We start from the raw sequence: 21,847 nt of genomic DNA on the forward strand, positions 1-21,847 counted from the left end.
GGTTCTAAAGCCGAAGCCCCGCGGTCTCCGGCAGCCCCGCCATGATGTTCAGATTCTGCACGCAGGCGCCGCTCGCGCCCTTGCCGAGATTGTCGAGCCGCGCGACCAGCCGCAGCTGGGTGCCGTCGGCGCTGGCATAGACCATCAGTTCCATCGCGTCGGTCGCGGCATCGTCCTTGCGCAGCAGCAGTTCGCTCTCGTCGCCCGCGCGGCGGACGCTCACCAGCGGCGATCCCGCATAATGCGCCGCGAGCGCGTCATGGGCCGTATCGGCGGTCGGTGCGTCGAATGCCAGCGGCACCTCGACGAGCATCCCACGATACACGGGCACCACGGCGGGCGCGAAGAGCGGCGGATGGTCGAGACCGGCTCCCGCCTGCATTTCGGGCACATGCTTGTGATCCAGCGACAGACCATAGCTGCGAAAGCCGATGCCGGTCTCGCTCTCGAAGCGCGCGATCAGCTCCCTGCCGCCGCCCGAATAGCCCGACACCGCATTGACGCCGAGCCGCGCGTCCTTCGCGACGATGCCCGCCGCGACCAGCGGCGCGACCAGCGCGAGGAAGCCGGTCGGATAGCAGCCGGGATTGCTCACCCGCGCCGCCGCGGCGATCGCCTCGCGCTGCCCGGCCCGGAGTTCGGGAAAGCCATAGGCCCAGCCCGGCGCGACGCGATGCGCGGTGGAGGCGTCGATCACCCGCGTGCGGTCGTTCGCGATCATCGCGACGGCCTCGATCGCCGCCGCATCGGGCAGGCAGAGGATGACGAAATCGGCGTCGTTCAGCGCCTCGGCCCTTGCGCCCGCGTCCTTCCGCCGCGCCTCGTCGAGCGTCACCAGCGCGAACTCGCTCCGTCCGGCCAGCCGCTCGGCGATTTCCAGGCCCGTCGTTCCCGCCGCGCCGTCGATGAAAACCCTCTGTGTCATGATGTTATTTCAGTCTTTTAGTGCCGCTCACCGGCGGCTCATGCCCCTTGGCGGCCGAGCGTGCGACGACGTCGGCCAGCGGCTCCACCTTCACCGCCATCCATCGTCGGCTCGCGTGGATGATGTGGGCGGCGTCGGCCATGATGCCGACATGGCCGGGGAAAAAGACCAGGTCGCCGCGCTGCAGCCGGGCCGGGTCGATATCCTTGTCGCTGCCCAGCGCGGCGAGCTGCAGGTCGCTGTCGCGCGGCAACTGGATGCCGGCGGCGCTCCATGCCAGTTGCACCAGCCCCGAACAGTCGATCCCCGCGGCGGTGCGTCCGCCCCACAGATAGGGGGCACCGGCCAGTTCCTCGGCGATCGCCGCGGCGTCGGGCTCGTCGGTGCCAACCTCGGTCAGCGCCGCCAGCGGCAGATAGCCATGCGCGGTGACCAGCCACTCGCCTTCGGCTTCGCCCATCACCAGCGCGCCGCGCGGCAGCACCGCCGATCCGCCGCTCGCGGCATCGGGGGCGCTGTGGAGCAAGGCTTCGCTCGCGCGCACCCGGTGGGTCGGGGCGATCGGCGCGCCGAGCGCGTCGGCGGCGAGATAGCCGACATAATGGTCGGCGAGGCAATAGCCCCACGCCCAGCCGCCGGTCAGGTCGAGCAGCGCAAAGCCTTCGCCATAGAGCAATTCGCTCGTCTGGTCGGCGTCGAGCGACGGCGCGCCGCGCAGGACGGCCGAGGGCAGCACGCAGCCGCTCATCATCGGCGCGGCATAGTGCGGTGCGAAATACTGGTCGGCGACCGCGATGTCGGCGAGGTCGGGGCGGATCGCGACGACGCGCGGATCATAGGCTTGCGACGTGCCGGACAGCCCGAAATGGTCGCGTCCCGCGCCGGCGGCGCCGGGGCGCCCCATGCGGATACGGTTTGCCGCCAGATGTTCGCCCTCTGCTGTCACGTCTTGTCCCGATAATGTCTTAAAACCGCCGTCCGGCGCTCAATCGCGGCGCATTAGACCGCGCTGGGGCCGCGATCAAGCCGGATCGCTTTTGCGGCGGCGGTCGTAGCGGGCCTGCAACATCGCCCAGGCCGCGCGCATGCCGAGCGCCGCGCCGCCCTTGGGCCGCCCATGCTTCGCCGATGGTCGCCAGGCAAAGGTATCGACATGCGCCCAGGCGATGCCTTCGCCGACGAAGCGCTTCAGGAACAGCGCCGCGGTGATCGTTCCGGCAAAGGGCGAGGAGCCCGCGTTGCCGAGGTCGGCGATGTCGGTTTCAAGCAGGTCGGCATAGCCATCCCACAGCGGCATGCGCCACAAGGGATCGTCGCGCTCGATGCCGCTAGGCCAGCATCATGTCGGCCAGCGCATCGTCATTGGCGAACAGCGGCGGCAGGTCGGGGCCGAGCGCGACGCGCGCGGCGCCGGTCAGCGTCGCGAAATCGACGATCAGTTCGGGCTTGTCCTCGCTCGCCTTCGCCAGCGCGTCGCCGAGCACCAGCCGTCCCTCGGCGTCGGTATTGCCGATCTCCACCGTCAGCCCCAGTCGGCTGGTCAGCACGTCGCCGGGGCGGAAGGCATCGGCCGAAATCGCATTCTCCGCCGCCGCGACCAGGCAGTGCAGCCGCACCGGCAATCCGCTCGCCATCACCAGTTCGGCGAGCGCCAGCACATGCGCCGCGCCGCCCATATCCTTCTTCATCAGCCGCATTCCCGATGCGGGCTTGATGTCGAGGCCGCCGCTGTCGAAGCTGATGCCCTTGCCGACGAGCGCGATCTTGGGATGGTTGTCCTTGCCCCAGACGATCTCGATCAGCCGCGGCGCATGATGTTTCGCCGCGGCGCGCCCGACCGCGTGGATCATCGGATAGCCCTGTTCGAGCGCCTCGCCCTTGGTCACCGTCAGCTTGCCGCCATGCGCCTTGGCGATGCGCTCGGCCTGCTTCTCGATCGCCGCGGGTCCCATGTCGGCGGCGGGGGTGTTGACCATGTCGCGCACCAGCGCGGTCGCTCGCATTTCGGCGACCATCGGCGCGATCGCGCCGACGTCGCTGGTCAGCAGCACGCGCGGCGGTCGCGGCTCGGCCTTGGGGCGATAAAGGTCGAAGCGATATTGCGCGCTCATCCACCCGAACATCGCCTTGCCCGGCTGCTGCCCTTCGACCCGGTAACGGCCACCGGGCAGGATCTGCCCCAGCTTGGCGAGACACCAGGCCGACAGGCTGTCGACATTGGCAACGCTGGTCACCACGCCCCATTTCTCGGGATCGTCGCCGGGCAGGATCGCGTGGACGAAGGCGTCGGGCTTGAATCCGACCGCGGCGAGGTGCGCGCGTTCGCGCGCGCTGCGGCCCTTCAGCCAGCCGTCATAGCTCTTCTTGTCGACAAGGTGGATCGGGCGTGCGTCCTGCCCCTTGTCGGGCTGGATCAGGTCGGAATAGTCGGTCATCCCGAATTGCTAAGCGTCCGTGGAAACTTTGTCGATGCCCGGCGTTGTTCGCCCATGACTGTCATTCTTCCGCGCCGCTTCGCCGCCGCGCTTGCGCCGGCAATCCTCCTCCTTGCCGCCTGCTCGGGCGAGCAGGCGCCGACGACCGCCGAAAAAACCGCCGCCGCCTCGGTCCCCGGGGCGCCGCCGGGCGCGGTCGACGATGTGAAGACGGCCCATGCGACGGCGTCGGACGTCAGGGAAAACAGCGACCTGATCGAATTCGCCTACAGCTATCCGGTCGAGGCGGCGAAAATCCCGAAACTTGCCGAATGGCTCGACGCCGACCGCGCCACGAAGCGTGATGCGCTGATCGCGGAGGCGCGCCGCGATCGGGCGGCGGCGGAAAAGGAGGGCTTCCCCTATCGTCCGCACAGCCATCTGCAATCGTGGAAACGGATCACCGACACGCCGCGCTTCCTCAGCCTGTCGAGCGAGATTGCGACCTACACCGGCGGCGCCCACGGCATGACGGCCTTCGATACGCTGCTCTGGGACCGCAACACGGGAGAAAGGCGCGCGCCGCTCGACCTGTTTACCAGCGGTGCGGCGTTCGACGCGGCGATCCGCGACGATTTCTGCGCCGCGATCGGGCGGGCAAAGGCGGCCAAGGGCATCGAGCCGGCCGGCGAGCCCGATTCCGTTTTCGCCGATTGCCCGCCCGCCTCCGCCCAGACCGTGTGGCTGGGCTCGTCCGACGGGCGTTTTCTCGACCGGCTGACGGTCGCGATCGCCCCCTATGAGATCGGCTCCTATGCCGAGGGCGATTACCGGATCGACCTGCCCGTGACGGCGGCGCTGGTTCGGGCGGTGAAGCCGGAGTTCGCCCGCGACATCCGCGCGAGCCGATAGGAGCAGGACGATGGCGAAGCTGTCCAGGGCTCGGCAAGATCGGCGAAACCGCCGCCGAGAAAAAAGGCAAGAAGCGCGCCGCGGCGAAACTCGAGCGCGAGGTCGGCGCGGGCAAGACGATTCCGCGGCCACCGCGCGACCGCGAGGCCGATCTCGACCGCGCGCCCCAATGGCAGCCGCGCTATCCGGGATCGGGCCGTCTCGCGGACAAGGTCGCGATCGTCACCGGCGGCGACAGCGGGATCGGCCGCGCGGTCTGCGCGCTCTTCGCGCGCGAGGGCGCCGATATCGCGATCGTCTATCGCAGCAACCGCGACGACGCCGACGACACGGCCGCGATTGTCCAAGCCGAGGGGCGCCGCGCGATCGTGATCAAGGCCGACGTCGGCAAGCCGGGCGCGGGTGCGAAGATCGTCGACAAGACGGTGGCGCGGCTCGGCCGCCTCGATATCCTCGTCAACAATGCCGGCGAGCAGCATCCCGCCGAGGACATCGGCGACATAAGCCCCGAACAGTTGCAGCGCACCTTCGCGACCAACATTTTCGGCATGTTCTATCTGGTCCAGGCGGCGCTGCCGCACCTCGGGAAGGGCGCGGCGATCGTCAACTGCACCAGCGTCACCATGTATCAGGGATCGGCCGGGCTGCTCGATTACAGCGCGACCAAGGGCGCGATCACCGCTTTCACGCGCTCGCTCAGCGAAAATCTGGTCGAAAGGGGAATCCGCGTGAACGGCGTCGCGCCGGGCCCGATCTGGACGCCGCTCAACCCGCGCGGCGGCGCGCCGGCCGACAAGGTCGCGACGTTCGGCGAAAGCACCCCGATGAAGCGCCCCGGCGAACCCAACGAGGTTGCGCCCTGCTTCCTGTTCCTCGCCTGCGACGATAGCAGCTATATGTCGGGTCAGGTGTTGCATCCCAACGGCGGGACGATCGTTAACGGGTGAGAGGGCGGGGCATCAGGAGACGAACCATGCCAGCCAGATCCAAAGCCCAGCAGAAAGCAGCCGGTGCCGCGCTCAGCGCCAAGCGCGGCGAGACGCCGAAATCGAAGCTGAAGGGCGCATCGAAGGAAATGCTCGACAGCATGACCGAAAAACAGCTTGAGGATTTCGCCAGCGGATCGACCAAGGGCAAGCCCGAGCATGCCGGTTGACGGCTGCATCGCCGCTTTGGGGCGGTAGTTGCCGGTCCCCGGCGCAAGCGAGGCGCTCCCCACCCCGATGCGGCGGTCAGCTATAGGCGCTCCGCAGTGCCGCCAGCGACGCGTCGTGGGTCAGGTCGAGCTGGAGCGGGGTGACCGAGACATAGCCGTCGTCGATCGCCTCCAGGTCGCTGTCGTGGCCCAGGCTGTGCTCGATGCCGTGAAGGCCGAACCAGTAATAGGGGTAGCCGCGCGGATCGGTGCCCTCGACGATCGAGCCGCGGCCATAGTCGTGGAAGCCCTGGCGGGTGACGCGGACGCCCTTCACCGCGTCGGCGGGGAGCGCGGGGAAGTTGACGTTGATCAGGGTGCGCGGCGGCATGTCCATGCCCAGGAGCGGGCGCAGCACTTTCGCGCCCCAGGCCTCGGCGGCGCCGAAGGGGACGGTGTCGCCCATGCCCTCGCGCGCATAGACCTGGCTCAAGGCGACCGCGCGGATGCCCGCGAGCGCGCCCTCGATCGCCGCCGACACGGTGCCCGAATAGGTGATGTCGTCGCCGAGATTGGCGCCGCGGTTGACTCCCGACAGGATCAGGTCGGGCGGCTCGGGCATCAGCTCGGCCGATTGCCATCATCACCGAATCGGTCGGCGTGCCGGTGCACGACCAGCGGCGCTCGGCGTGCTGGCGGATGCGCACCGGGCGCGAGAGGGTGAGCGAGTGGCTAGGCGCCCGACTGTTCCTCGGCGGGGGCGCAGGCCCAGATATCGTCGGAAAGCTGGCGCGCGATCGCTTCGAGGACCGCGAAGCCGGGGGCGTGATAGCCGTCGTCATTGGTAAGGAGGATGCGCAATTTTTGTCTTTCTTTCTCCGTTCGCCCTGAGCTTGTCGAAGGGCCGTTCTTTCTTTGCACGGCGTCAAGGAGAAGGACGGTGCTTCGACAAGCTCAGCACGAACGGTTCAGGGGGTAAGTTCTGTAATTCCGCCCATGTACGGCAGCAGCGCCTCCGGAATCGTGACGCTGCCGTCGGCCTGCTGATAATTCTCCAGAATCGCCACGAGCGTCCGTCCGACGGCAAGGCCCGAGCCGTTCAATGTGTGCACGAACTCATTGCCCTTCACGCCCTCGCGGCGGAAGCGCGTGTTCATGCGCCGCGCCTGGAAATCGCCGCAGTTGGAGCAGCTCGAAATCTCGCGGTAGGCGTTCTGCCCGGGCAGCCACACTTCGAGGTCATAGGTCTTGCGCGCCGCGAAACCCATGTCGCCCGCGCAGAGCAGCATCTTGCGATAGGGCAGGCCGAGCCCTTCGAGGATCAGCTCGGCGGCGCGCGTCTTGCGTTCGAGTTCGGCGTCGCTGTCCTCGGGCCGCACGATCGAAACGAGCTCGACCTTCCAGAACTGGTGCTGGCGGATATAGCCCCGCGTGTCGCGCCCGGCCGACCCGGCCTCCGAACGGAAGCAGGGGGTGAGCGCGGTCATGCGCATCGGGAGCTGCTCTTCGGACAGGATATCCTCGCGCACCGCGTTGGTCAGGCTCATCTCGGCGGTCGAGATCAGCCAGCGGCCGTCGGTGGTCTGGAACAGGTCCTCGCGGAACTTGGGGAGCTGGGTGGTGCCGAAGGCCGCCTCGTCGCGCACCATCAGCGGCGTCGCGCACTCGGTATAGCCCTGCTCGATCGTCTGGCGGTCGAGCATATATTGGCCGAGCGCGCGTTCGAGCCGCGCCATCTGGCCCTTGAGGAAAGCGAAGCGGGCACCCGACATCTTCGCCGCGGTCTCGAAGTCGAGGCCCAATGCGGGGGCGAAATCGGCATGTTCCTGCGGGGCGAAGTCGAAGCCGCGCGGTGTGCCCCAGCGCGCGATCTCGACATTGCCCTCCTCGTCCTCACCGTCGGGAACGTCGGCGGCGGGGAGGTTGGGGAGCGCGGCGAGCCGGTCCTGCAACGCCGCAAGCCGTGCGCGTTCGGCGGTTTCCTGTTCGGGGAGCGCGGTCTTGAGCGTCGCGACTTCGGCCTTGAGCGCCTCGGCCCTGTCCCGGTCGCCCTGTGCCATCGCCTGGCCGATCGCCTTCGACGCCTCGTTGCGGCGCGCGAGCGCGGCCTGCATGTCGGTCTGCAGCGCGCGCAGCGATGCGTCCATCGCGAGGATTTCGGCCGACAGGGGCGCGAAGCCGCGGCGCGCGAGGCCGGCGTCGAAGGCTTGCGGGTTTTCGCGGATCAGGCGGATATCGTGCATGGGCGCGCTATGGCGTCGCCCATCGGTCCGCGCAACCCCGAGCTTGTCGTCAGTTGCGCTCCAGCGGCGCGGCGAGCCGGGCTCGGACGGGCGCGGCGCCATCCGCTGACCGCCCCGAAGCCGTCGCTGCCCGGCGCCTTCCCGATCGGCGTCGTCGCCATGGAAAAAGGGCCGCCCGTGCGAGCGGCCCTTTGAAGGGGTGGCCGGGGTCGCCCCCGACCGCCAGTGGATGGCTTCAGGCCGCGTCGCGGTCCTGGCTGTCGCTGTTCGCGGCGCGGCGGCGCGCGACGAGCGCGGCGGCGGCGGCGCCGAAGAGCAGCAGCATCGGCGGCGCCGGAACCGGGGTCGGGGTGCCCGACGAACCGCTGCTGGTGCCGCCCGAACTCGACGAGGAGGACGAACTCGACGAACTGCTGCTGCTCGACGAAGAGGAGGATGACGAACCGGTGCTGCCGGTCGAACCGAAGCTGCTGCTGCCGCCGGTCGCGCCCGACGAGGTGGCGCCCGACGAGGTGCTGCTCGACGACGAAGAAGAGGAGGAACTCGACGACGAGGAGGAACTGCTTCCGCCCGACGACGAGCTGCTGCCGCCCGAGCTTCCCGAGCTGCCGTTCGACCCGCCCGAGCTGCCGTGCGACGAACCGCCCCAGCTCGAGCTGCCGTGCGACGAGCCGCCCTTCGACGAACCGCCCCAGCCGGAGCTGCCGTGCGACGAACCGCCCTTCGACGAGTTGCCATGCGAGGAACCGCCGTGGGACGAGCCGCCATGCGAGCTGCCGCCCTTCGACGAACTGCCACCGCCCGACGACGAGGAACTCGACGACGAGGAGGAAGAGGAGGAGGACGAACTCGACGAGGAACTGCTGCTCGACGAGGAGGTGCTGACGTTGCCCGACGAGGTCGAGACATTGCCCGAGGATGTGGAGACGTTGCCCGACGAAGTGCTGACGCCGCCGGTGGAGGTCGAGACCCCGCCCGTCGAGGTGCTGACGCCCCCGGTCGAGGTCGACACGCTGCCCGTCGAGGTCGACACGCCGCTCGACGTCGACACGCTGCCGGTCGAGGTCGAGACGCCGCCGGTCGAGGTCGAGGTGCTGACCCCGCCCGTCGAAGTCGAGACGCCACCCGTTGAGGTCGAGGTGCTGACGCCGCCGGTCGAGGTCGACACGCCGCTGGAGGTGCTCGACGAGGTGCTGACGCCACCTGTGGTGGTGGAGGTCACGACGATGCTGCCGCTGCTGCCGCCGCCCGACGAACCCCCGAAGAAACCACCGAAGAAGCCGCCGCCGAAACCGCCGCCAAAGCCGCCGCCGACCACGGTGACACCGCCGCCGCCACCGCCGCCTTCCCAGCCGCCGCGCTGCGGGACGGGCGCATAGGGGATCGGGGGCAGGGGGATGGTCTGGGTGACGACCTGGGTCTGCGGGGTCGCGGTGCGAATGACCTTTCTGGTGGTCACGACGCGGCGGATGCGCTTGACCGGCTTCTTCGCCGCGTGCCGCTTGCGCACGACGGGCTTCTTGGCGCAGGGCGTGCAACTGCTCACCTTCCGGACCTGGGCAGCCGCCGGCACGTCGCTGATCTTCATCGCGCCGGTGCCGATGATCGCACCACCGCAGGTGCAGGCGCAAAGCTTGGCGAGGGCCATTCGGACAGACATAGGTTTCTCTCTCTTTTCCCGTTGCTTGGTGGGAAGGCGCCACACCCCGGCACCCGCTTGCACCTCTTGCTAGGACCAAAAGGCCAAAGCTTTGTGAATGCCGCAATTGCGTTAACCGCGTTTGACTGTCCGACAGCGGGAAAAGGGGGACGGAATCAACACCCTTGGGGACCATTGTCCCAAAACGGAACGGAAGTTGCCGCGATTCTCCATATTTGGTTAACCTGCGGATGAGGACGTCTGCCGGACGACTTGCCGCGGCAGATGGAATCGCGCCCGCGCGCCCTTGCGGTTCAGCCCCGCTTCACCCCGCAGACCCTATCCGCCGCTTCGACGCTTGTAACGCATCCCCCGGCTGGTTATAGGCGCGCCACTCCCCCGGCCCGCCACGTCCGGCGGATCGCGAGACGAAAGGACGTTAGAGCCCGTCATGCCCACCCAGACCGCCGATATCGGTGCCGACGCGCTCCGCGAAGCCAAGTCCAACCTCGATTCGGACTATGTCCCCAGCGACGACGAAGAGTTTATGAACGAGCGGCAGCAGGAATATTTCCGCGGCCTGCTGCTCGCCTGGAAGAAGTCGATCCTGACCGAATCCGAATCGACGCTGGCGCAGTTGCAGGATGGGCCGCTGCGCGAGCCCGACCTCGCCGACCGCGCGTCGAGCGAAACCGACTGGGCGATCGAACTGCGCACCCGCGACCGCCAGCGCAAGCTGATCGCCAAGATCGATTCGGCGATCCGCCGCCTCGACGAGGGCGAATACGGCTATTGCGCGGTGACCGGCGAGCCGATTTCGCTCGCCCGGCTGCAGGCGCGCCCGATCGCGACGATGACGCTGGAGGCGCAGGAGCGCCACGAGCGCAACGAGCGTATTTCGCGCGAAGACTGACGAAAACCTGCAAGCTCTGCCCCGGATCGGGACGGCTTGGCGACATTTACGTTTCCGCAACGGCTGCGTCCTAGATTCGCGGGCCTGAACTTTAACGCGGGGAACAGGTCGCAATGGAATCGCGCGTGCCGACATCGGTGGACGAAGAAGTGGCGGCGCTGTCGCGCGGCGCCGACCGGGACAGCCTGTTCATGCAGGCGAATGTCACGATCGACGGCAAGCCGGGGCTGGCGACCGTTCGCGTGCGCAACCTGTCGGCGGGCGGCATGCTCGCCGAAAGCCCGGTCGCGGTCGTGCAGGGCGCGACGGTCGAGGTCGAACTGCGCAACATCGGTCCGGTGTCCGGGCGCGTCGTGTGGACCGGCGAGAAGAAATTCGGCATCGCCTTCGACCGCGCGATCAATCCGCAGGCGGTGCGCCGCGATGTCGCGCCGCAGAAGGAGGAGGTGCCGCCGACGCTCGCCGACCTCCGTCTCAACAAGGGCTGGCCGCCGATCCGTCCGCGCTGACCCGTTCCACTGGTGGAAGGAGCAGCCGGCAACCGGCGGCCTGACTTGCGGGGCCTTCGAGAAGGCCCCCTTGCGATCCTCAGCCGATCGCGACCAGTTCTTCCTTGATCTTCAATTTCTGTTTCTTGAGTTGTGCCAGCACGGCCACATCGGGGCACGGGCGCCGTTCTTCATTCGCAATTTTCGCATCGAGGTCCGCATGGCGGGACTTCAGGGCGGAAAGGTGCGACATGTTCATCGGCCAGTCTCCTTCTTTTCGACTCGGTTGGCGAAGCGAGTAAAACATGGAACGCGGGGATTGTGGAGCGGTTAACACGCCGATTCGCCCAGCCGGTGCCCGTTGCGGACCAATCGTGATTCTGGCAGGAGGCGGGTCGTGAACCCGGAAGATATCAGCCAGCGCCTCGAACTGCTCCGCGTCGAACATCGCGACCTTGACGCGGCGATCATCGCCCTCGGCGCGGCGCCGGTTCCCGACCAGCTGCAACTGGCTCGATTGAAAAAGAAAAAGCTCCGCCTGCGCGACGAGATCGCCTGGTGCGAGGACCAGCTGATCCCCGACATCATCGCCTGAGTGCGCCGCCGCGGCGATTCAAAATGGGACGGCGGGGGCCGCCGAAATATTGGTTAGCGGCGTTGCTACCATGGGCCCGGTCGTGGCATCCTTTTTTCATGAACAGGGGGCTTTCGGATTTTGCGGCGATCGGCTAAGCCGGTGCAGCGGGCGCAGGTCGAAAATCTCTATGTCGAGGCGATGGTGCTGGCCGACGAGGCGCACACCGCCTTCGCCGCCGCGCGCGACCTGGGCGCGGTGGGAAGCGCCGGTAGCCGCGACGGCCTGCTCCAGATCGGGCTGGCGTGCGAATCGCTCAAGACGACGACGCGGCTGATGCACATCATCGCCTGGCTGCTCCACCGCCGCGCGATGATCGCGGGCGACCCCGGTGCTGGGCCGGACGACAGCGCGGCGCGGATCGGCGAGCCGGTCGCGGCCGACTGGACCTTGTGTGCGCAATTCGATCTCGTCGGTCCGCCGGATCGTCGCCGCGAGCGAGCGGCTGTTCGAGCGCATCGCGGCGCTGGAAGCGGGCTGGGAGGCGGGGATCGCCCCTCCGCCGGTGCAGGCGATGCTGGCGCGGATCGAGGCGCGGCTGTGATGTGACGGCCGCGGGGTGACCGCCCGGTTGGTTCCAGACCTGTCGTCGCCGAAAGCGGAAAGGGCCGCGCTTCCTTCCGGAAACGCGGCCCTCTCAAAAGGTTCATGCCGGAAGCGGTCAGGCTTCCTCGGCGTCGTCCGCGGCGGCCTCGGCGGCGGGAGCGGCTTCCGAAGGCGGCGTAGCCTCTTCGAACTCGTCCTCGCTGTCGGGTTCCAGCGCCGCGGCGGCGGCTTCGGCCTGTTCTTCCTCGAACATCGCGGCGATGACGTCGATGCCCTGGCTCTGCATCTCGGCTTCGTCGGGCGAGCGCGCGACGTTGACGCCGACGGTCACGGCGACCTCGGGGTGCAGCTTGACCTTGACTTCGAAGAGGCCGAGCGACTTGATCGGGCGTTCGAGCTCGACCATCGCCTTGGTGACGCCGGCGGCGCCGTCCTCGACCAGCGCCTCGACGATGTCGCGCACCGAGACCGAGCCGTAAAGCTGGCCGGTGTTCGACGCCTGGCGGATCAGGACGACCTGCTTGCCGTCGATGTCCTTGGCGCGGCCTTCGGCGTCGGTGCGGCGCTCGGCGTTATCGGCCTCGATCTTGGCGCGGTTGGCTTCGAACAGCTTGCGGTTGGCTTCGTTCGCGCGCAGCGCCTTGTTGTTGGGCAGCAGATAGTTGCGGGCAAAGCCGTTCTTGACGGTGACGACGTCGCCGATACCGCCAAGCTTCTCGATACGTTCGAGCAGGATGATTTCCATGACGCCGCCTTCCTTACTTCACAATGTAGGGGAGCAGGCCGATGTGCCGCGAACGCTTGATCGCCTTCGCCAGCTCGCGCTGCTTCTTGGTGGACACCGCGGTGATCCGCGACGGGACGATCTTGCCGCGCTCCGACAGATAACCCTGGAGCAGGCGGACGTCCTTGTAATCGATGACCGGTGCGTCCTTCGCGCTGAAGGGGCAAGTCTTGCGGCGACGGAAAAAGGGTCGTGCCATGGTCGTGTTCCTTATTCTTCGCCGTCGCGGTCACGGCCGCGGCCGCCCCGACGTTCCTGCTTGCGCATCATCACCGACGGACCCTTTTCGAGTTCGTCGACCTTGATGGTCATCCAGCGGATGATATCTTCGTTGATCGCCGCCTGACGCTCGATCTCGGCGACGGCTTCGCCCGGCGCTTCGGCCGACAGCATCACATAATGACCCTTGCGGTTCTTCTGGATCTTGTAGGCGAGCTGCTTCAGGCCCCAGGTCTCGGTCTTGTGAACCGTGCCCTTATATTCGCCGATGACGTTGGTGACACTTTCCGCCAGCGCATCGACCTGAGCCTGGCTCAGGTCCTGACGCGCGATAAAGACATGCTCGTAAAACGGCATGGTGCGCTTCCTTCGATTTGGCCGATCGCTGACCTGCGCCAATCGCAGGCCCCTCCGGCTGTCGTCTTGCGATGCTGAATTGGTGCAAAGCAAATGGGGCGACGGCACAGAGCCTCGCCCCAATGGAGCGCGCCTATACAGATTCGCTGGCGGAAAGCAAGGGTTGGTGCGGAAAAGCTTCGCGCGGAGGCGCGTAAGGAAAGGCAATGAGAAGATTCGCGCAGAGATCGCAGAGATCGCAGAGGAAGGGAGATCAAGGGCGGGGAAGCCGCTATTCGCATTTCCTCTCCGCGTCTCTGCGTGAACTCAATTCTCTGCGTCCTCTGCGTCCTCTGCGCGCAATATTTTCAGCCAAGCTTCCCCAACAATTCCCGCCCGAAGTCGGTCAGCGTATCGTCGCGCGCGCCGAGGATCAGGATGCGGTCGCCGGTTTTCGCGGCATCGAGCATCGCCGCGCCGCAATCTTCGCGGCTCGCGATGTGCATCGCATCGCCGCCGCCCGCGACGATGGCGGCGACCAGTGCCTCGCTGCCGGTGCTGCGATCGACGGTGCCGCCGAAATAGACGGGGTCGCAGACGTAGAGCTTGTCGCCGCCGCGCATTCCCTTGGCAAAGCTCGCCGCCAGTTCCTTGCCCATTTGGCGCAGCGGGCCATAGCCGTGCGGCTGGAGGAAGAGCAGCGCGCGGCCCGGCAGTTCGGCGACCGCGGCGAGGGTCGCCGCGACCTTGTCCGGGTTGTGCGCGAAATCGTCGATCACCGTGACGCCCCCGGCCTGGCCCAGCACTTCGTAGCGGCGCGCGAGGCCCGCGAAATCGGCGAGCGCCGCCGCCGAATCCTTGATCGAAATGCCCAGCGCGCGCGCCGCCGCCATCGCGGCCAGCGCGTTGGAGGCGTTATGGCGTCCGGGCATGCGCAGCCGCACTTCGCACTGTGTCGCATTGAAATGGACCGTGAAGCGGCACCCGTCGGGGAGCGCCTCGAAATCGCCGCCGCGCATGCCGGCAAGCGGGCTGAAGCCGAAGCGCATGACATTCTCGCCGCCGAGCAGCGGACGCGATTCGGGATCGTCGGCGTTGACCACCGCGACGCGCGCCTTGGCGGCGAAATCGCCGAACAGCGCGTGCAGTTCGTCGAGGCTCTTGTGGTCGAGGCTGATGTTGGTGATCACCGCGACATCGGGGCGATACAGCGTGATCGACCCGTCGCTCTCGTCGACCTCGCTGACATAGGTCGCGGCCTCGCCGACGAGCGCGCTGGCAAAGGGCGTGTCGGGCCCCGCGAAATTGCGCATTACCGCGCCGTTCATCACCGTGGGTCGGCGCCCGACACGCGCGAGGATCCAGCCGATCATGCCGGTGACGGTCGATTTGCCGCTGGTGCCGCCGACGCCGACCGCCTGCGCGGCGTCGTTGAACAGCGCGGCGTTGAGTTCGGCGCGCGTCATGCGGGGGAGGCCGAGCGCGTTGGCGGCGGCAATGTCGGGCACGCTGTCCTCGACTGCAGCGGACGCCACCACCGTCTGGCCCGCCGCCACGCCGCTGCCGTCCTGCGGGAACAGGGCGATGCCCTGGTTTTCGATCCAGGCGAATTTGTCGGCACTGCGGCCCTGGTCGCGGCTGCGATCCGAGCCCGAAACCGCTGCCCCGCGCGCCGCGACGATCATCGCCAGCGGCAACATGCCCGACCCGCCGATGCCGCAAAAGAAATAGGATTTGTTTTCCGCCATCGCGCGGCGTTATGGCCTTGGCGAAGGGTTTGCAACACAGGGCGACATTCCCTTTCCCGTTCGCATCGAGCGAAGTCGAGATGCCCCTCGGCTTGGCGCTTGCCCTCGGGGTGTCTCGACTTCGCTCGACACGAACGGAATTTACAGGCGGGTCATGCGCATCGGAATCGTCGCCCCCAGTACCCCCATCCTCCCCGACGACGCCGAGGCGGTGCGCGTGCTTGCCAGCCTGGGTTATCCGGATGTCGAACTCGTCTTCGACCCGCAATGTTTTGCGGTCCATGGCCATTTCGCTGGCGAGGACGGCCATCGCTTCGCGGCGCTGGTCGAGATGGCGAACCGCCCCGACGTGGACGCGGTCTGGTTCGCGCGCGGCGGCTATGGCGCCTGCCGCATCGCCGAGGAAGCGGTCGCCGCGATGACCGATGCCGCGCGCGGCAAGGCCTTCCTCGGCTATTCGGACCAGGGCAATCTGCTCGCCGCGCTCTATCGCGACGGTTTCGACCATGTCGCGCACGGGCCGATGGTCGCCGACATCCGGCGCGACGGCGGCGACGCGGCGGTACTGCGCGCGCTCGACTGGCTTGTCGCGCGCGATCCGGCGGCGTGCGAGCCGGGGCTGGAGCATGGCGCGCGCCATGCCGCGTTCAACCTGATGACGCTGTCGATGCTGCTCGGCACCCCGCTCGAACCCGACCTTGCGGGCCATGTGCTGATCGTCGAGGAGGTCAGCGAATATCTCTACGCCTTCGACCGGGCCTTGTTCCACGTCGCGAACTATCTCGGCCCGCGCGGGCTGGCCGGGCTGCGGCTCGGCCGGGTCAGCGACATTCCCGAAAACGATCGCCCGTTCGGGCTGGAGGCCGAAGACATCGCCCGCGAATGGTGCGCGCGTACCGGCATTCCCTGGCTCGGCCGGGCCGACATTGGGCATGACGCGGCGAACAAGGTCGTGCCCTTCGGCTTGCATCGCGCGGGGTGAAGGAATAGGCGGCGCACTTCGTCGCCCCCGCGAAGGCGGGGGCCGCCGTCGGCCTGTTCCGGCGGCGCAGGGCAAAACGACAGCGGCCCCGCCTTCGCGGGGGCGACGATAAAAGGGCAGGGTCATGCGCGCATTCATCTTTCCGGGTCAGGGCAGCCAGTCGGTCGGCATGGGCAGGGAGCTCGCCGACGCCTCGCCGGTCGCGCGCGAGGTGTTTCAGGAGGTCGATGACGCACTGGGGCAGAAGCTGTTCCAACTGATGACCGAGGGCCCCGAGGATCAGCTCACCCTCACCGAAAACGCCCAGCCCGCGATCATGGCGAATGCGATCGCGACCCTGCGCGTGCTCGAAAAGGAAGGCGGCGTGACGCTATCGGGCAAGGCTGATTATGTCGCGGGCCACAGCCTCGGCGAATATAGCGCGCTCTGCGCCGCAGGCGCCTTCGACCTCGCGACGACCGCACGGCTTTTGAAGACGCGCGGGCAGGCGATGCAGGCGGCGGTGCCCGTCGGCGTCGGCGCGATGGCGGCGCTGCTCGGCGCCGATATCGACACCGCGCAAAAGCTCGCCGATGCCGCCGCCGAGGGTGAGGTCTGCACCGTGGCCAACGACAATGACCCGTCGCAGGTCGTGATCTCGGGCCACAAGGGCGCGGTCGAGCGCGCGGTGGCGCTGGTCAAGGACTTCGGCATCAAGCGCGGCGTGTTGCTGCCCGTCTCGGCGCCCTTCCACTGCCCGCTGATGCAGCTCGGCCGCCGACGCCATGGCCGAAGCCCTCGGCGCCAACCCGCCCGCCCCGCCGCTGGTTCCCGTCGTCGCGAACGTCACCGCCAGCCCGGTGAGCGACGCCGACACGATCCGCGGCCTGCTCGTCGAGCAGGTCACCGGCCGCGTCCGCTGGCGCGAGAGCATCGACGCGATGGAAGGCATCGGCGTCACGCACTTCGTCGAATTCGGCGGCAAGGTGCTCGGCCCGATGGTCAAGCGCAGCGCGAGCGGCGAGGTCGAGGTGGCGAGTGTGATGTCGATGGACGACATCGAAGCGCTGCTGAAGCTTCTTTGAAAGATTCGCGCAGAGGACGCAGAGATCGCAGAGAAGATGGCTCCACATATTGATCAAATCTCTCATGATCTGATTGGCGTTGCCATGCGCTTGCACAGCGAGATCGGTCCCGGCCTTTTGGAAAGCGTCTACGAAACGCTGCTTGCGGGCCGATTGTCGATGATGGGATATAAAGTTGAACGGCAAAGGCCGATCAGCATCGTTTTTGATGGTATCGAATTTGGCGAAGTCGCGCGCGTCGATTTGCTGATTGAGGACCGTCTCGTCGTCGAAATCAAATCGGTCGAGAAATTGCACCCGGTCCACGCAAAGCAGGTTTTGACCTATCTGCGATTATTGGGTGCGCCCGTTGGGCTATTGATCAATTTTGGTGAAATGACGTTGAAACAGGGGATTCGCCGTCTTGTCGTCGACCACAAAGACTCTGCGATCTCTGCGTCCTCTGCGCGAAACTCACAAGAAACCACCGTCCGGCTATCCGGGCCAGATATGAAGGAATGAGCACTATGTTCGATCTCACCGGCATGACCGCCCTCGTCACCGGCGCCTCGGGCGGCATCGGCTCGGCCATCGCGCAGGCGCTCGCCGACCAAGGCGCGCGGCTGGCTGTGTCGGGATCCAATGCGGACAAGCTGAAGGCCTTTCGCGATACGCTCGGCGGCGATCATGCCGCGCTGCCGTGCGATCTCGGCGACGCCTCTGCGGTCGATGCGCTCGTGCCCGCCGCGGTCGAGGCGCTGGGCGGCAAGCTCGACATCCTCGTCAACAATGCCGGCGTCACGCGCGACAATCTGGTCCTGCGGATGAAGGACGACGAATGGTCCGACGTCATCCGTATCAACCTGGAGGCCAATTTCCGCCTCGCGCGTGCCGCGGCCAAGCCGATGATGAAGGCGCGCTTCGGGCGGATCATCTCGATCACCAGCGTCGTCGGCGCGACGGGCAATCCGGGGCAGGCCAACTATGCCGCGTCCAAGGCCGGCTGTTACCGGCATGAGCAAGGCTCTGGCGCAGGAACTGGCGAGCCGCGGCATCACCGTGAACTGCGTCGCGCCGGGCTTCATCGCCACCGCGATGACCGCCGACCTGCCTGACGCGCAGAAGGACGCGCTGAACCAGCGCATCCCCGCGGGCCGCATGGGCGAGGGCGGGGATATCGCCGCCGCGGTCGTCTATCTCGCGTCGAAGGAAGCGGGCTATGTCACCGGCCAGACGCTGCATGTGAACGGCGGCATGGCGATGCTGTCCTAGTCTGACCGGTGCGGCCGGTTTCGGGCGGGAGCGGACGTTTATTCTCCCCTCCCGCTTGCGGGAGGGGTCGGGGGTGGGCGGCAACGTCGCCATGGCCCACCCCGCTGCGACTAACGAACAAGTTCGTAAGTCTCACTGCCCCTCCCGCTTGCGGGAGGGGACATCTGCATATGCCTGCAACGTCTGCTCTCCATCCCAAAGCCCGCGTCCGCACGCCGGCGCGGGAAACCGCAGGGCCTGTCCGAAGCCCGGCCTTCGCCCGAACAATAGAAGCTGTCTTGCGGGGCGCCGGGCGGCGCCCTAGATCAATCGCCATGACCATTGCGCAAACCAGCCTCGAGCTGATCGGCAACACCCCGCTCGTCCTGCTCAAGGGTCCCAGCGCCGCCACCGGCTGCGAAATCTGGGGCAAGTGCGAATATGCCAACCCCGGCGGATCGGTGAAGGATCGCGCCGCCCTCTATATCGTCCGCGATGCCGAAGCGAACGGCAGCCTGAAGCCCGGCGGCACGATCGTCGAGGGGACCGCCGGCAACACCGGCATCGGCCTTGCGCTCGTCGCCAATGCGCTGGGATACAAGACGATCATCGTCATGCCTGATAATCAGAGCGCCGAGAAGATGGCGACGATCCGCGCGCTAGGCGCCGAGTTGGTGCTCGTGCCGCCCGCGCCCTTCGCCAATCCCGGCCATTTCGTCCACACCTCGCGCCGCATCGCCGAGGAAACCGGCAATGCGATCTGGGCGAACCAGTTCGACAATATCGCCAACCGCAAGGCGCATATCTTTGGCACCGCCGAGGAAATCTGGGCGCAGATGGACGGGCGCATCGACGGCTTCACCTGCGCCGCGGGCACCGGCGGGACGATCGCGGGGACGGGCCTTGGTCTGAAGGCGAAGGATGAGGGCATCACCATCGCGCTGACCGACCCGCACGGCGCCGGACTCTATAATTATTACCGGTGCGGCGAGCTCAAGGCCGAAGGGTCGAGCGTCGCCGAAGGCATCGGCCAGAACCGCATCACCGCCAATCTCGAAGGCGCGCCGATCGACACCCAGTTCCGCATCTCCGATGCCGAAGGGCTCGCGGTCGTGCGCCAGCTGCTCGACGAGGAGGGGCTGTGCCTCGGCCTGTCGTCGGGGATCAACGTCGCGGGCGCGATGGCGCTGGCGCGGCAGCTCGGGCCCGGAAAACGCATCGCCACCATCCTGTGCGACAGCGGGTTCCGCTATCTCTCGACGCTCTACAATCCCGAATGGCTGGCGAGCAAAGGACTGGCGGCATGAACATGAAAAAGCCCGCGTCCGCGCCGGAGTCGTCGCAGCCGCTGGGACCCAATGATTCGATGCGCTCGGCTGCAGATCGGCATCGCCGGGGTGATGGCGGTGCTGCTGCTCGTCGGGCTCGCCGGATTGATCGGCGACCGCGCCCGCGAACAGGCGGCCGGCGACGCCGTCGCGGCGAATCCCGCAGCGACCGGCGAAACCGAAAAGGGCAGCGGTGCGCCGCTCGAGGAACTGGGCGTCCAGCCGGTTACGCCGACCGCCGGGCAGCCCGCCGCCGCGGCGCCGGCCGCCGTCAAGACCGCGCCCTTGCCGCCGACGACCGCGAAGGTCCCCGACCTCGAACCCGATCCCGCCCTGCAACGCGCGCGGAACAAATCGGGGCAGTGACCCGCGCCGCTCCGGCTGCGCTCGCGCGGCTGCTTCTTCCCGCGGGCCTCTATGTCGCCCCCGCGCTGCTGCTCGCCTGGTTCGCCGGTGGGCAGATGGCGCTCGGGCGGATCGACGCCGCACTGGCGATCCCCTTGCTCATGCCGGGCGCCCTGTTGCTCGCCTGGCGCGTTCGGGGCGATCCCCGGCCGGTCCGCATCCGCGCCGTCGCGACAGGCTTGCTGGGCCTCGCGGCGGCTCAATTGGCACTGCATTATGGGCTCGGCCATCGGCCGGGCGCCGCGCAGGTGGCGACGGTCCTGCTGGCCGAGCGCGGTCTGCTCCGCGGTCGCCGGCTGTCGCGGTTCGCGGCATGCGGCCATGGCGCGCCGTGCTGCGCTGGCCCGCGATATTGATGGTGGCGATGCTGTGGTACGGCGCCGGTCAACTCCTGCTCGCCTACGCCTATGCCCCGCAAGCCGGACAAACCTTCCCCCGCCTCGCCGTACTGACCGGCCTGCCGCTGCGCTGGGGCGGCGGCGATGTCGCGGCGATGCTGGCGAGCGGTCCCGCCGACGCGCCCGCCGTGACCGAACTCGCACACCGCTTCGACCTTCGCCTGATCGACAGCCTGATGCAGGTCGAGGATGACGAGCCATTGCTCGTCGCGCACCCGCGCGCGCTGCCGCCCGCCGAGATGGTCCGGCTCGACGGGCTCACCGTTCGTCCGCGCACCATCGTCGTCCTCGCCGACGCGCTGTCGAGCTGGGAGCCGCCCCATCCGCTCGGCGATCCGCGCAACCCGCCGGTGACCAGCCTGCTGACCCCGTTGTTCGACCATTGGGGCATCGCGCTCGCCGCGCCCGGCCGGGACGCGTCGGGGTGGGAAGGGGACGTCGATGTATTTCCGGGGCTCGCCGGGCAAAAGCTGCGCCTGCATTCGGCGGGACGCTTCACCCGCCTGCCCGCGAACTGCCAGAGTTACGGCGACCGCCGCATCGCGCGCTGCGTCATCGGCAGGGCGACCGTCTGGCTGGTCGGCGATGCCGATCTGCTGCACGAAAGCCTTTGGCGGTCGCCGGTCCCCCGCGCGCCCTGGCTCCGCCGGTCGGACAATCTGGCCTGGCTGGGGGATATTCTGCGGGGCGCTGGCGCACCGCTGTTCGATCCTATATGGTTGCGCCCATGAATTCGCCCGGATTTCCGTCCTTTCCTACTTATCCACGGCGTCGCGATCTGCGGCCCGCTCGGCCGTTTCGCGCCGGTTTTCGCCTGCCTTGCCCCGATCCGCCCTAGTTTGGTGGTGAATTAACCCGGTTACGCCCTAATTTACCCCTTTCCACCCTAGGCCATTCTTGTTAGGCAGAGGTCGGAGAGGGGCATTCTCCGCCTGTGCCTTTTGATTCGGTTTTTCGCGATTCCGAAGCCGGGAAAGTTTTGCCCAGGGTGCTGGACAGGGGGCAAATCGATGGCGATTGTGACGCCCGGCCGCTATACCGGCACCGATTTCGCACCCATCGACGGCAAGGGACGCATCGCCGTCCCCTCGCAGTTCCGCAACAATGTGCCCCTCAATGCGGAAGGCCAGCGCGTCCTCTGGTGCAATTATCATGAAGAGCTCCCGTGCCTGATCGCTTATGGCCATGATCAGCACGACCGCCTGAATGCGGAGGTCGAGGCCGATCGCCTCGCGATGCGCCAGCGCGATCCCGGCGCGGCCCGGGCCGACCAGTTCAAGTCCAGCTATGATTTCGCCTATGCCTATACGCTCGACGAAAGCGGTCGTTTTCTGCCGCATTTCTCGCATCGCGACGTGCCTGCGGACGATTGCTACACCGACCTTGGCCTGATGGCGTTCAACGGCGGCGCCTGTGCGTTCGTCGGGGCTTAGCCATTGTTTCGAGATCTGGTGGCTGCCGCTGCTCGCGGTGTGCGAAGAGGCCAACCCGCGCCTGCGCCGCG

25 protein-coding genes and 4 pseudogenes are annotated in these 21,847 nt (G+C 67.5%); 18 read left to right on the forward strand and 11 right to left on the reverse strand.

The features are described 5' to 3' along the window. Positions 1-4: 4 nt before the first annotated feature. From argC to N0A20_RS03060, 3 genes and pseudogenes are all read right to left on the reverse strand, one after another. Positions 5-925, reverse strand: coding sequence for an N-acetyl-gamma-glutamyl-phosphate reductase (gene argC, locus N0A20_RS03050; protein ID WP_260582549.1), 921 nt, complete (start codon positions 923-925; stop codon positions 5-7). Between the two features lie 4 nt (positions 926-929). Further along, complete coding sequence (locus tag N0A20_RS03055) at positions 930-1,871, reverse strand: C40 family peptidase (RefSeq protein WP_260582550.1); 942 nt, start codon at positions 1,869-1,871, stop codon at positions 930-932. A gap of 75 nt (positions 1,872-1,946) precedes the next feature. Continuing rightward, a pseudogene (locus N0A20_RS03060) lies at positions 1,947-3,360 on the reverse strand (leucyl aminopeptidase family protein). A gap of 54 nt (positions 3,361-3,414) precedes the next feature. Between N0A20_RS03060 and N0A20_RS03065 the strand changes: the two are divergent. The 3 genes from N0A20_RS03065 to N0A20_RS03075 all read left to right on the forward strand — a co-directional run bounded on the left by N0A20_RS03065 (position 3,415) and on the right by N0A20_RS03075 (position 5,407). Beyond that, entirely contained in the window at positions 3,415-4,251 is an 837-nt protein-coding gene (locus N0A20_RS03065) for a DUF3298 and DUF4163 domain-containing protein (RefSeq protein ID WP_260582551.1), read from the forward strand. Between the two features lie 119 nt (positions 4,252-4,370). Next, complete coding sequence (locus N0A20_RS03070; protein WP_260583808.1) at positions 4,371-5,198, forward strand: SDR family oxidoreductase; 828 nt, start codon at positions 4,371-4,373, stop codon at positions 5,196-5,198. A gap of 26 nt (positions 5,199-5,224) precedes the next feature. Continuing rightward, positions 5,225-5,407 (forward strand): DUF3008 family protein, encoded by a 183-nt coding sequence (locus N0A20_RS03075; protein ID WP_260582552.1) that lies wholly within the window; start codon positions 5,225-5,227, stop codon positions 5,405-5,407. 76 nt (positions 5,408-5,483) lie between these two features. Here the strand turns inward: N0A20_RS03075 and surE are convergent. The 3 genes and pseudogenes from surE to serS form a co-directional block, all read right to left on the reverse strand. Next, positions 5,484-6,093 (reverse strand): annotated as a pseudogene (gene surE, locus N0A20_RS03080) (5'/3'-nucleotidase SurE). A gap of 25 nt (positions 6,094-6,118) precedes the next feature. After that, positions 6,119-6,247, reverse strand: coding sequence for a 5'/3'-nucleotidase SurE (locus N0A20_RS20485; RefSeq protein WP_409574720.1), 129 nt, complete (start codon positions 6,245-6,247; stop codon positions 6,119-6,121). A gap of 107 nt (positions 6,248-6,354) precedes the next feature. After that, entirely contained in the window at positions 6,355-7,629 is a 1,275-nt protein-coding gene (serS, locus tag N0A20_RS03085) for a serine--tRNA ligase (protein WP_260582554.1), read from the reverse strand. Positions 7,630-7,979: 350 nt separating this feature from the next. On the opposite strand from serS, the gene N0A20_RS03090 reads away from it, so the two are divergent. From N0A20_RS03090 to N0A20_RS03105, 4 genes are all read left to right on the forward strand, one after another. After that, positions 7,980-9,008: a hypothetical protein gene (locus N0A20_RS03090; RefSeq protein ID WP_260582555.1), complete on the forward strand. Its 1,029-nt coding sequence runs from the start codon at positions 7,980-7,982 to the stop codon at positions 9,006-9,008. Positions 9,009-9,035: 27 nt separating this feature from the next. Beyond that, positions 9,036-9,362: a hypothetical protein gene (locus tag N0A20_RS03095; protein WP_260582556.1), complete on the forward strand. Its 327-nt coding sequence runs from the start codon at positions 9,036-9,038 to the stop codon at positions 9,360-9,362. A 357-nt stretch (positions 9,363-9,719) separates the two neighbouring features. After that, entirely contained in the window at positions 9,720-10,181 is a 462-nt protein-coding gene (dksA, locus tag N0A20_RS03100) for an RNA polymerase-binding protein DksA (RefSeq protein ID WP_260582558.1), read from the forward strand. Between the two features lie 125 nt (positions 10,182-10,306). Then, positions 10,307-10,690, forward strand: coding sequence for a PilZ domain-containing protein (locus tag N0A20_RS03105; protein WP_260582560.1), 384 nt, complete (start codon positions 10,307-10,309; stop codon positions 10,688-10,690). A 79-nt stretch (positions 10,691-10,769) separates the two neighbouring features. On the opposite strand, the gene N0A20_RS03110 is transcribed toward N0A20_RS03105, so the two are convergent. After that, on the reverse strand, positions 10,770-10,928 hold the full coding sequence (locus N0A20_RS03110; RefSeq protein WP_260582561.1) for a DUF465 domain-containing protein: 159 nt from the start codon (positions 10,926-10,928) through the stop codon (positions 10,770-10,772). 138 nt (positions 10,929-11,066) lie between these two features. Between N0A20_RS03110 and N0A20_RS03115 the strand changes: the two genes are divergently transcribed. Together N0A20_RS03115 and N0A20_RS03120 are read left to right on the forward strand one after the other, a co-directional pair. Continuing rightward, a complete protein-coding gene (locus tag N0A20_RS03115) occupies positions 11,067-11,264 on the forward strand; it encodes a YdcH family protein (RefSeq protein WP_260582562.1) in 198 nt (65 codons plus the stop codon). Positions 11,265-11,384: 120 nt separating this feature from the next. Continuing rightward, positions 11,385-11,852, forward strand: a complete 468-nt coding sequence (locus N0A20_RS03120; protein ID WP_260582563.1) for a DUF1465 family protein — start codon at positions 11,385-11,387, stop codon at positions 11,850-11,852. A gap of 112 nt (positions 11,853-11,964) precedes the next feature. On the opposite strand, the gene rplI is transcribed toward N0A20_RS03120, so the two are convergent. From rplI to N0A20_RS03140, 4 genes are all read right to left on the reverse strand, one after another. After that, on the reverse strand, positions 11,965-12,594 hold the full coding sequence (gene rplI, locus N0A20_RS03125) for a 50S ribosomal protein L9 (RefSeq protein WP_260582565.1): 630 nt from the start codon (positions 12,592-12,594) through the stop codon (positions 11,965-11,967). 13 nt (positions 12,595-12,607) lie between these two features. Then, complete coding sequence (gene rpsR, locus N0A20_RS03130) at positions 12,608-12,832, reverse strand: 30S ribosomal protein S18 (protein WP_037554562.1); 225 nt, start codon at positions 12,830-12,832, stop codon at positions 12,608-12,610. A gap of 11 nt (positions 12,833-12,843) precedes the next feature. Further along, on the reverse strand, positions 12,844-13,209 hold the full coding sequence (rpsF, locus tag N0A20_RS03135; RefSeq protein WP_260582566.1) for a 30S ribosomal protein S6: 366 nt from the start codon (positions 13,207-13,209) through the stop codon (positions 12,844-12,846). 347 nt (positions 13,210-13,556) lie between these two features. Continuing rightward, positions 13,557-14,936, reverse strand: a complete 1,380-nt coding sequence (locus N0A20_RS03140; RefSeq protein WP_260582568.1) for a Mur ligase family protein — start codon at positions 14,934-14,936, stop codon at positions 13,557-13,559. 154 nt (positions 14,937-15,090) lie between these two features. On the opposite strand from N0A20_RS03140, the gene N0A20_RS03145 reads away from it, so the two are divergent. The 9 genes and pseudogenes from N0A20_RS03145 (at position 15,091) to N0A20_RS03185 (ending at position 21,776) form a co-directional block, all read left to right on the forward strand. Then, positions 15,091-15,918, forward strand: a complete 828-nt coding sequence (locus N0A20_RS03145) for an LD-carboxypeptidase (RefSeq protein WP_260582569.1) — start codon at positions 15,091-15,093, stop codon at positions 15,916-15,918. Positions 15,919-16,042: 124 nt separating this feature from the next. After that, a pseudogene (fabD, locus tag N0A20_RS03150) lies at positions 16,043-16,982 on the forward strand (ACP S-malonyltransferase). Between the two features lie 36 nt (positions 16,983-17,018). Continuing rightward, positions 17,019-17,483, forward strand: coding sequence for a GxxExxY protein (locus N0A20_RS03155; RefSeq protein WP_260582570.1), 465 nt, complete (start codon positions 17,019-17,021; stop codon positions 17,481-17,483). Positions 17,484-17,488: 5 nt separating this feature from the next. Continuing rightward, positions 17,489-18,233 (forward strand): annotated as a pseudogene (gene fabG, locus N0A20_RS03160) (3-oxoacyl-[acyl-carrier-protein] reductase). A gap of 314 nt (positions 18,234-18,547) precedes the next feature. Next, positions 18,548-19,519, forward strand: coding sequence for a cysteine synthase A (locus tag N0A20_RS03165; RefSeq protein ID WP_260582571.1), 972 nt, complete (start codon positions 18,548-18,550; stop codon positions 19,517-19,519). Positions 19,520-19,570: 51 nt separating this feature from the next. Further along, positions 19,571-19,906: a hypothetical protein gene (locus N0A20_RS03170; protein WP_260582572.1), complete on the forward strand. Its 336-nt coding sequence runs from the start codon at positions 19,571-19,573 to the stop codon at positions 19,904-19,906. Next, the gene (locus N0A20_RS03175; RefSeq protein ID WP_260582577.1) at positions 19,903-20,301 is read left to right on the forward strand and encodes a hypothetical protein; all 399 of its coding nucleotides are present in this window, start codon (positions 19,903-19,905) and stop codon (positions 20,299-20,301) included. Before N0A20_RS03170 ends, N0A20_RS03175 begins: the two co-directional genes overlap by 4 nt. After that, positions 20,277-21,074: a hypothetical protein gene (locus tag N0A20_RS03180; protein WP_260582578.1), complete on the forward strand. Its 798-nt coding sequence runs from the start codon at positions 20,277-20,279 to the stop codon at positions 21,072-21,074. The genes N0A20_RS03175 and N0A20_RS03180 overlap by 25 nt, the downstream gene beginning before the upstream one ends. A gap of 279 nt (positions 21,075-21,353) precedes the next feature. Beyond that, on the forward strand, positions 21,354-21,776 hold the full coding sequence (locus N0A20_RS03185; protein WP_260582579.1) for an MraZ N-terminal domain-containing protein: 423 nt from the start codon (positions 21,354-21,356) through the stop codon (positions 21,774-21,776). Positions 21,777-21,847 lie beyond the last annotated feature (71 nt).

Origin of the sequence: Sphingopyxis sp. PET50 (assembly GCF_025244705.1) — a bacterium.
Lineage (GTDB): Bacteria > Pseudomonadota > Alphaproteobacteria > Sphingomonadales > Sphingomonadaceae > Sphingopyxis.

Excerpts from the sequence above, each read along its gene's own strand:
- N0A20_RS03165 (WP_260582571.1), top strand. The coding sequence starts at position 18,548 with ATGACCATTGCGCAAACCAGCCTCGAGCTGATCGGCAACACCCCGCTC.
- N0A20_RS03185 (WP_260582579.1), top strand. The coding sequence starts at position 21,354 with ATGGCGATTGTGACGCCCGGCCGCTATACCGGCACCGATTTCGCACCC.
- rpsF (WP_260582566.1), bottom strand. The coding sequence starts at position 13,209 with ATGCCGTTTTACGAGCATGTCTTTATCGCGCGTCAGGACCTGAGCCAG.
- dksA (WP_260582558.1), top strand. The coding sequence starts at position 9,720 with ATGCCCACCCAGACCGCCGATATCGGTGCCGACGCGCTCCGCGAAGCC.
- N0A20_RS03110 (WP_260582561.1), bottom strand. The coding sequence starts at position 10,928 with ATGAACATGTCGCACCTTTCCGCCCTGAAGTCCCGCCATGCGGACCTC.
- N0A20_RS03155 (WP_260582570.1), top strand. The coding sequence starts at position 17,019 with ATGGCTCCACATATTGATCAAATCTCTCATGATCTGATTGGCGTTGCC.
- N0A20_RS03140 (WP_260582568.1), bottom strand. The coding sequence starts at position 14,936 with ATGGCGGAAAACAAATCCTATTTCTTTTGCGGCATCGGCGGGTCGGGC.
- N0A20_RS03065 (WP_260582551.1), top strand. The coding sequence starts at position 3,415 with ATGACTGTCATTCTTCCGCGCCGCTTCGCCGCCGCGCTTGCGCCGGCA.
- N0A20_RS03075 (WP_260582552.1), top strand. The coding sequence starts at position 5,225 with ATGCCAGCCAGATCCAAAGCCCAGCAGAAAGCAGCCGGTGCCGCGCTC.
- argC (WP_260582549.1), bottom strand. The coding sequence starts at position 925 with ATGACACAGAGGGTTTTCATCGACGGCGCGGCGGGAACGACGGGCCTG.
- N0A20_RS03145 (WP_260582569.1), top strand. The coding sequence starts at position 15,091 with ATGCGCATCGGAATCGTCGCCCCCAGTACCCCCATCCTCCCCGACGAC.
- rplI (WP_260582565.1), bottom strand. The coding sequence starts at position 12,594 with ATGGAAATCATCCTGCTCGAACGTATCGAGAAGCTTGGCGGTATCGGC.
- serS (WP_260582554.1), bottom strand. The coding sequence starts at position 7,629 with ATGCACGATATCCGCCTGATCCGCGAAAACCCGCAAGCCTTCGACGCC.
- rpsR (WP_037554562.1), bottom strand. The coding sequence starts at position 12,832 with ATGGCACGACCCTTTTTCCGTCGCCGCAAGACTTGCCCCTTCAGCGCG.
- N0A20_RS03170 (WP_260582572.1), top strand. The coding sequence starts at position 19,571 with ATGATTCGATGCGCTCGGCTGCAGATCGGCATCGCCGGGGTGATGGCG.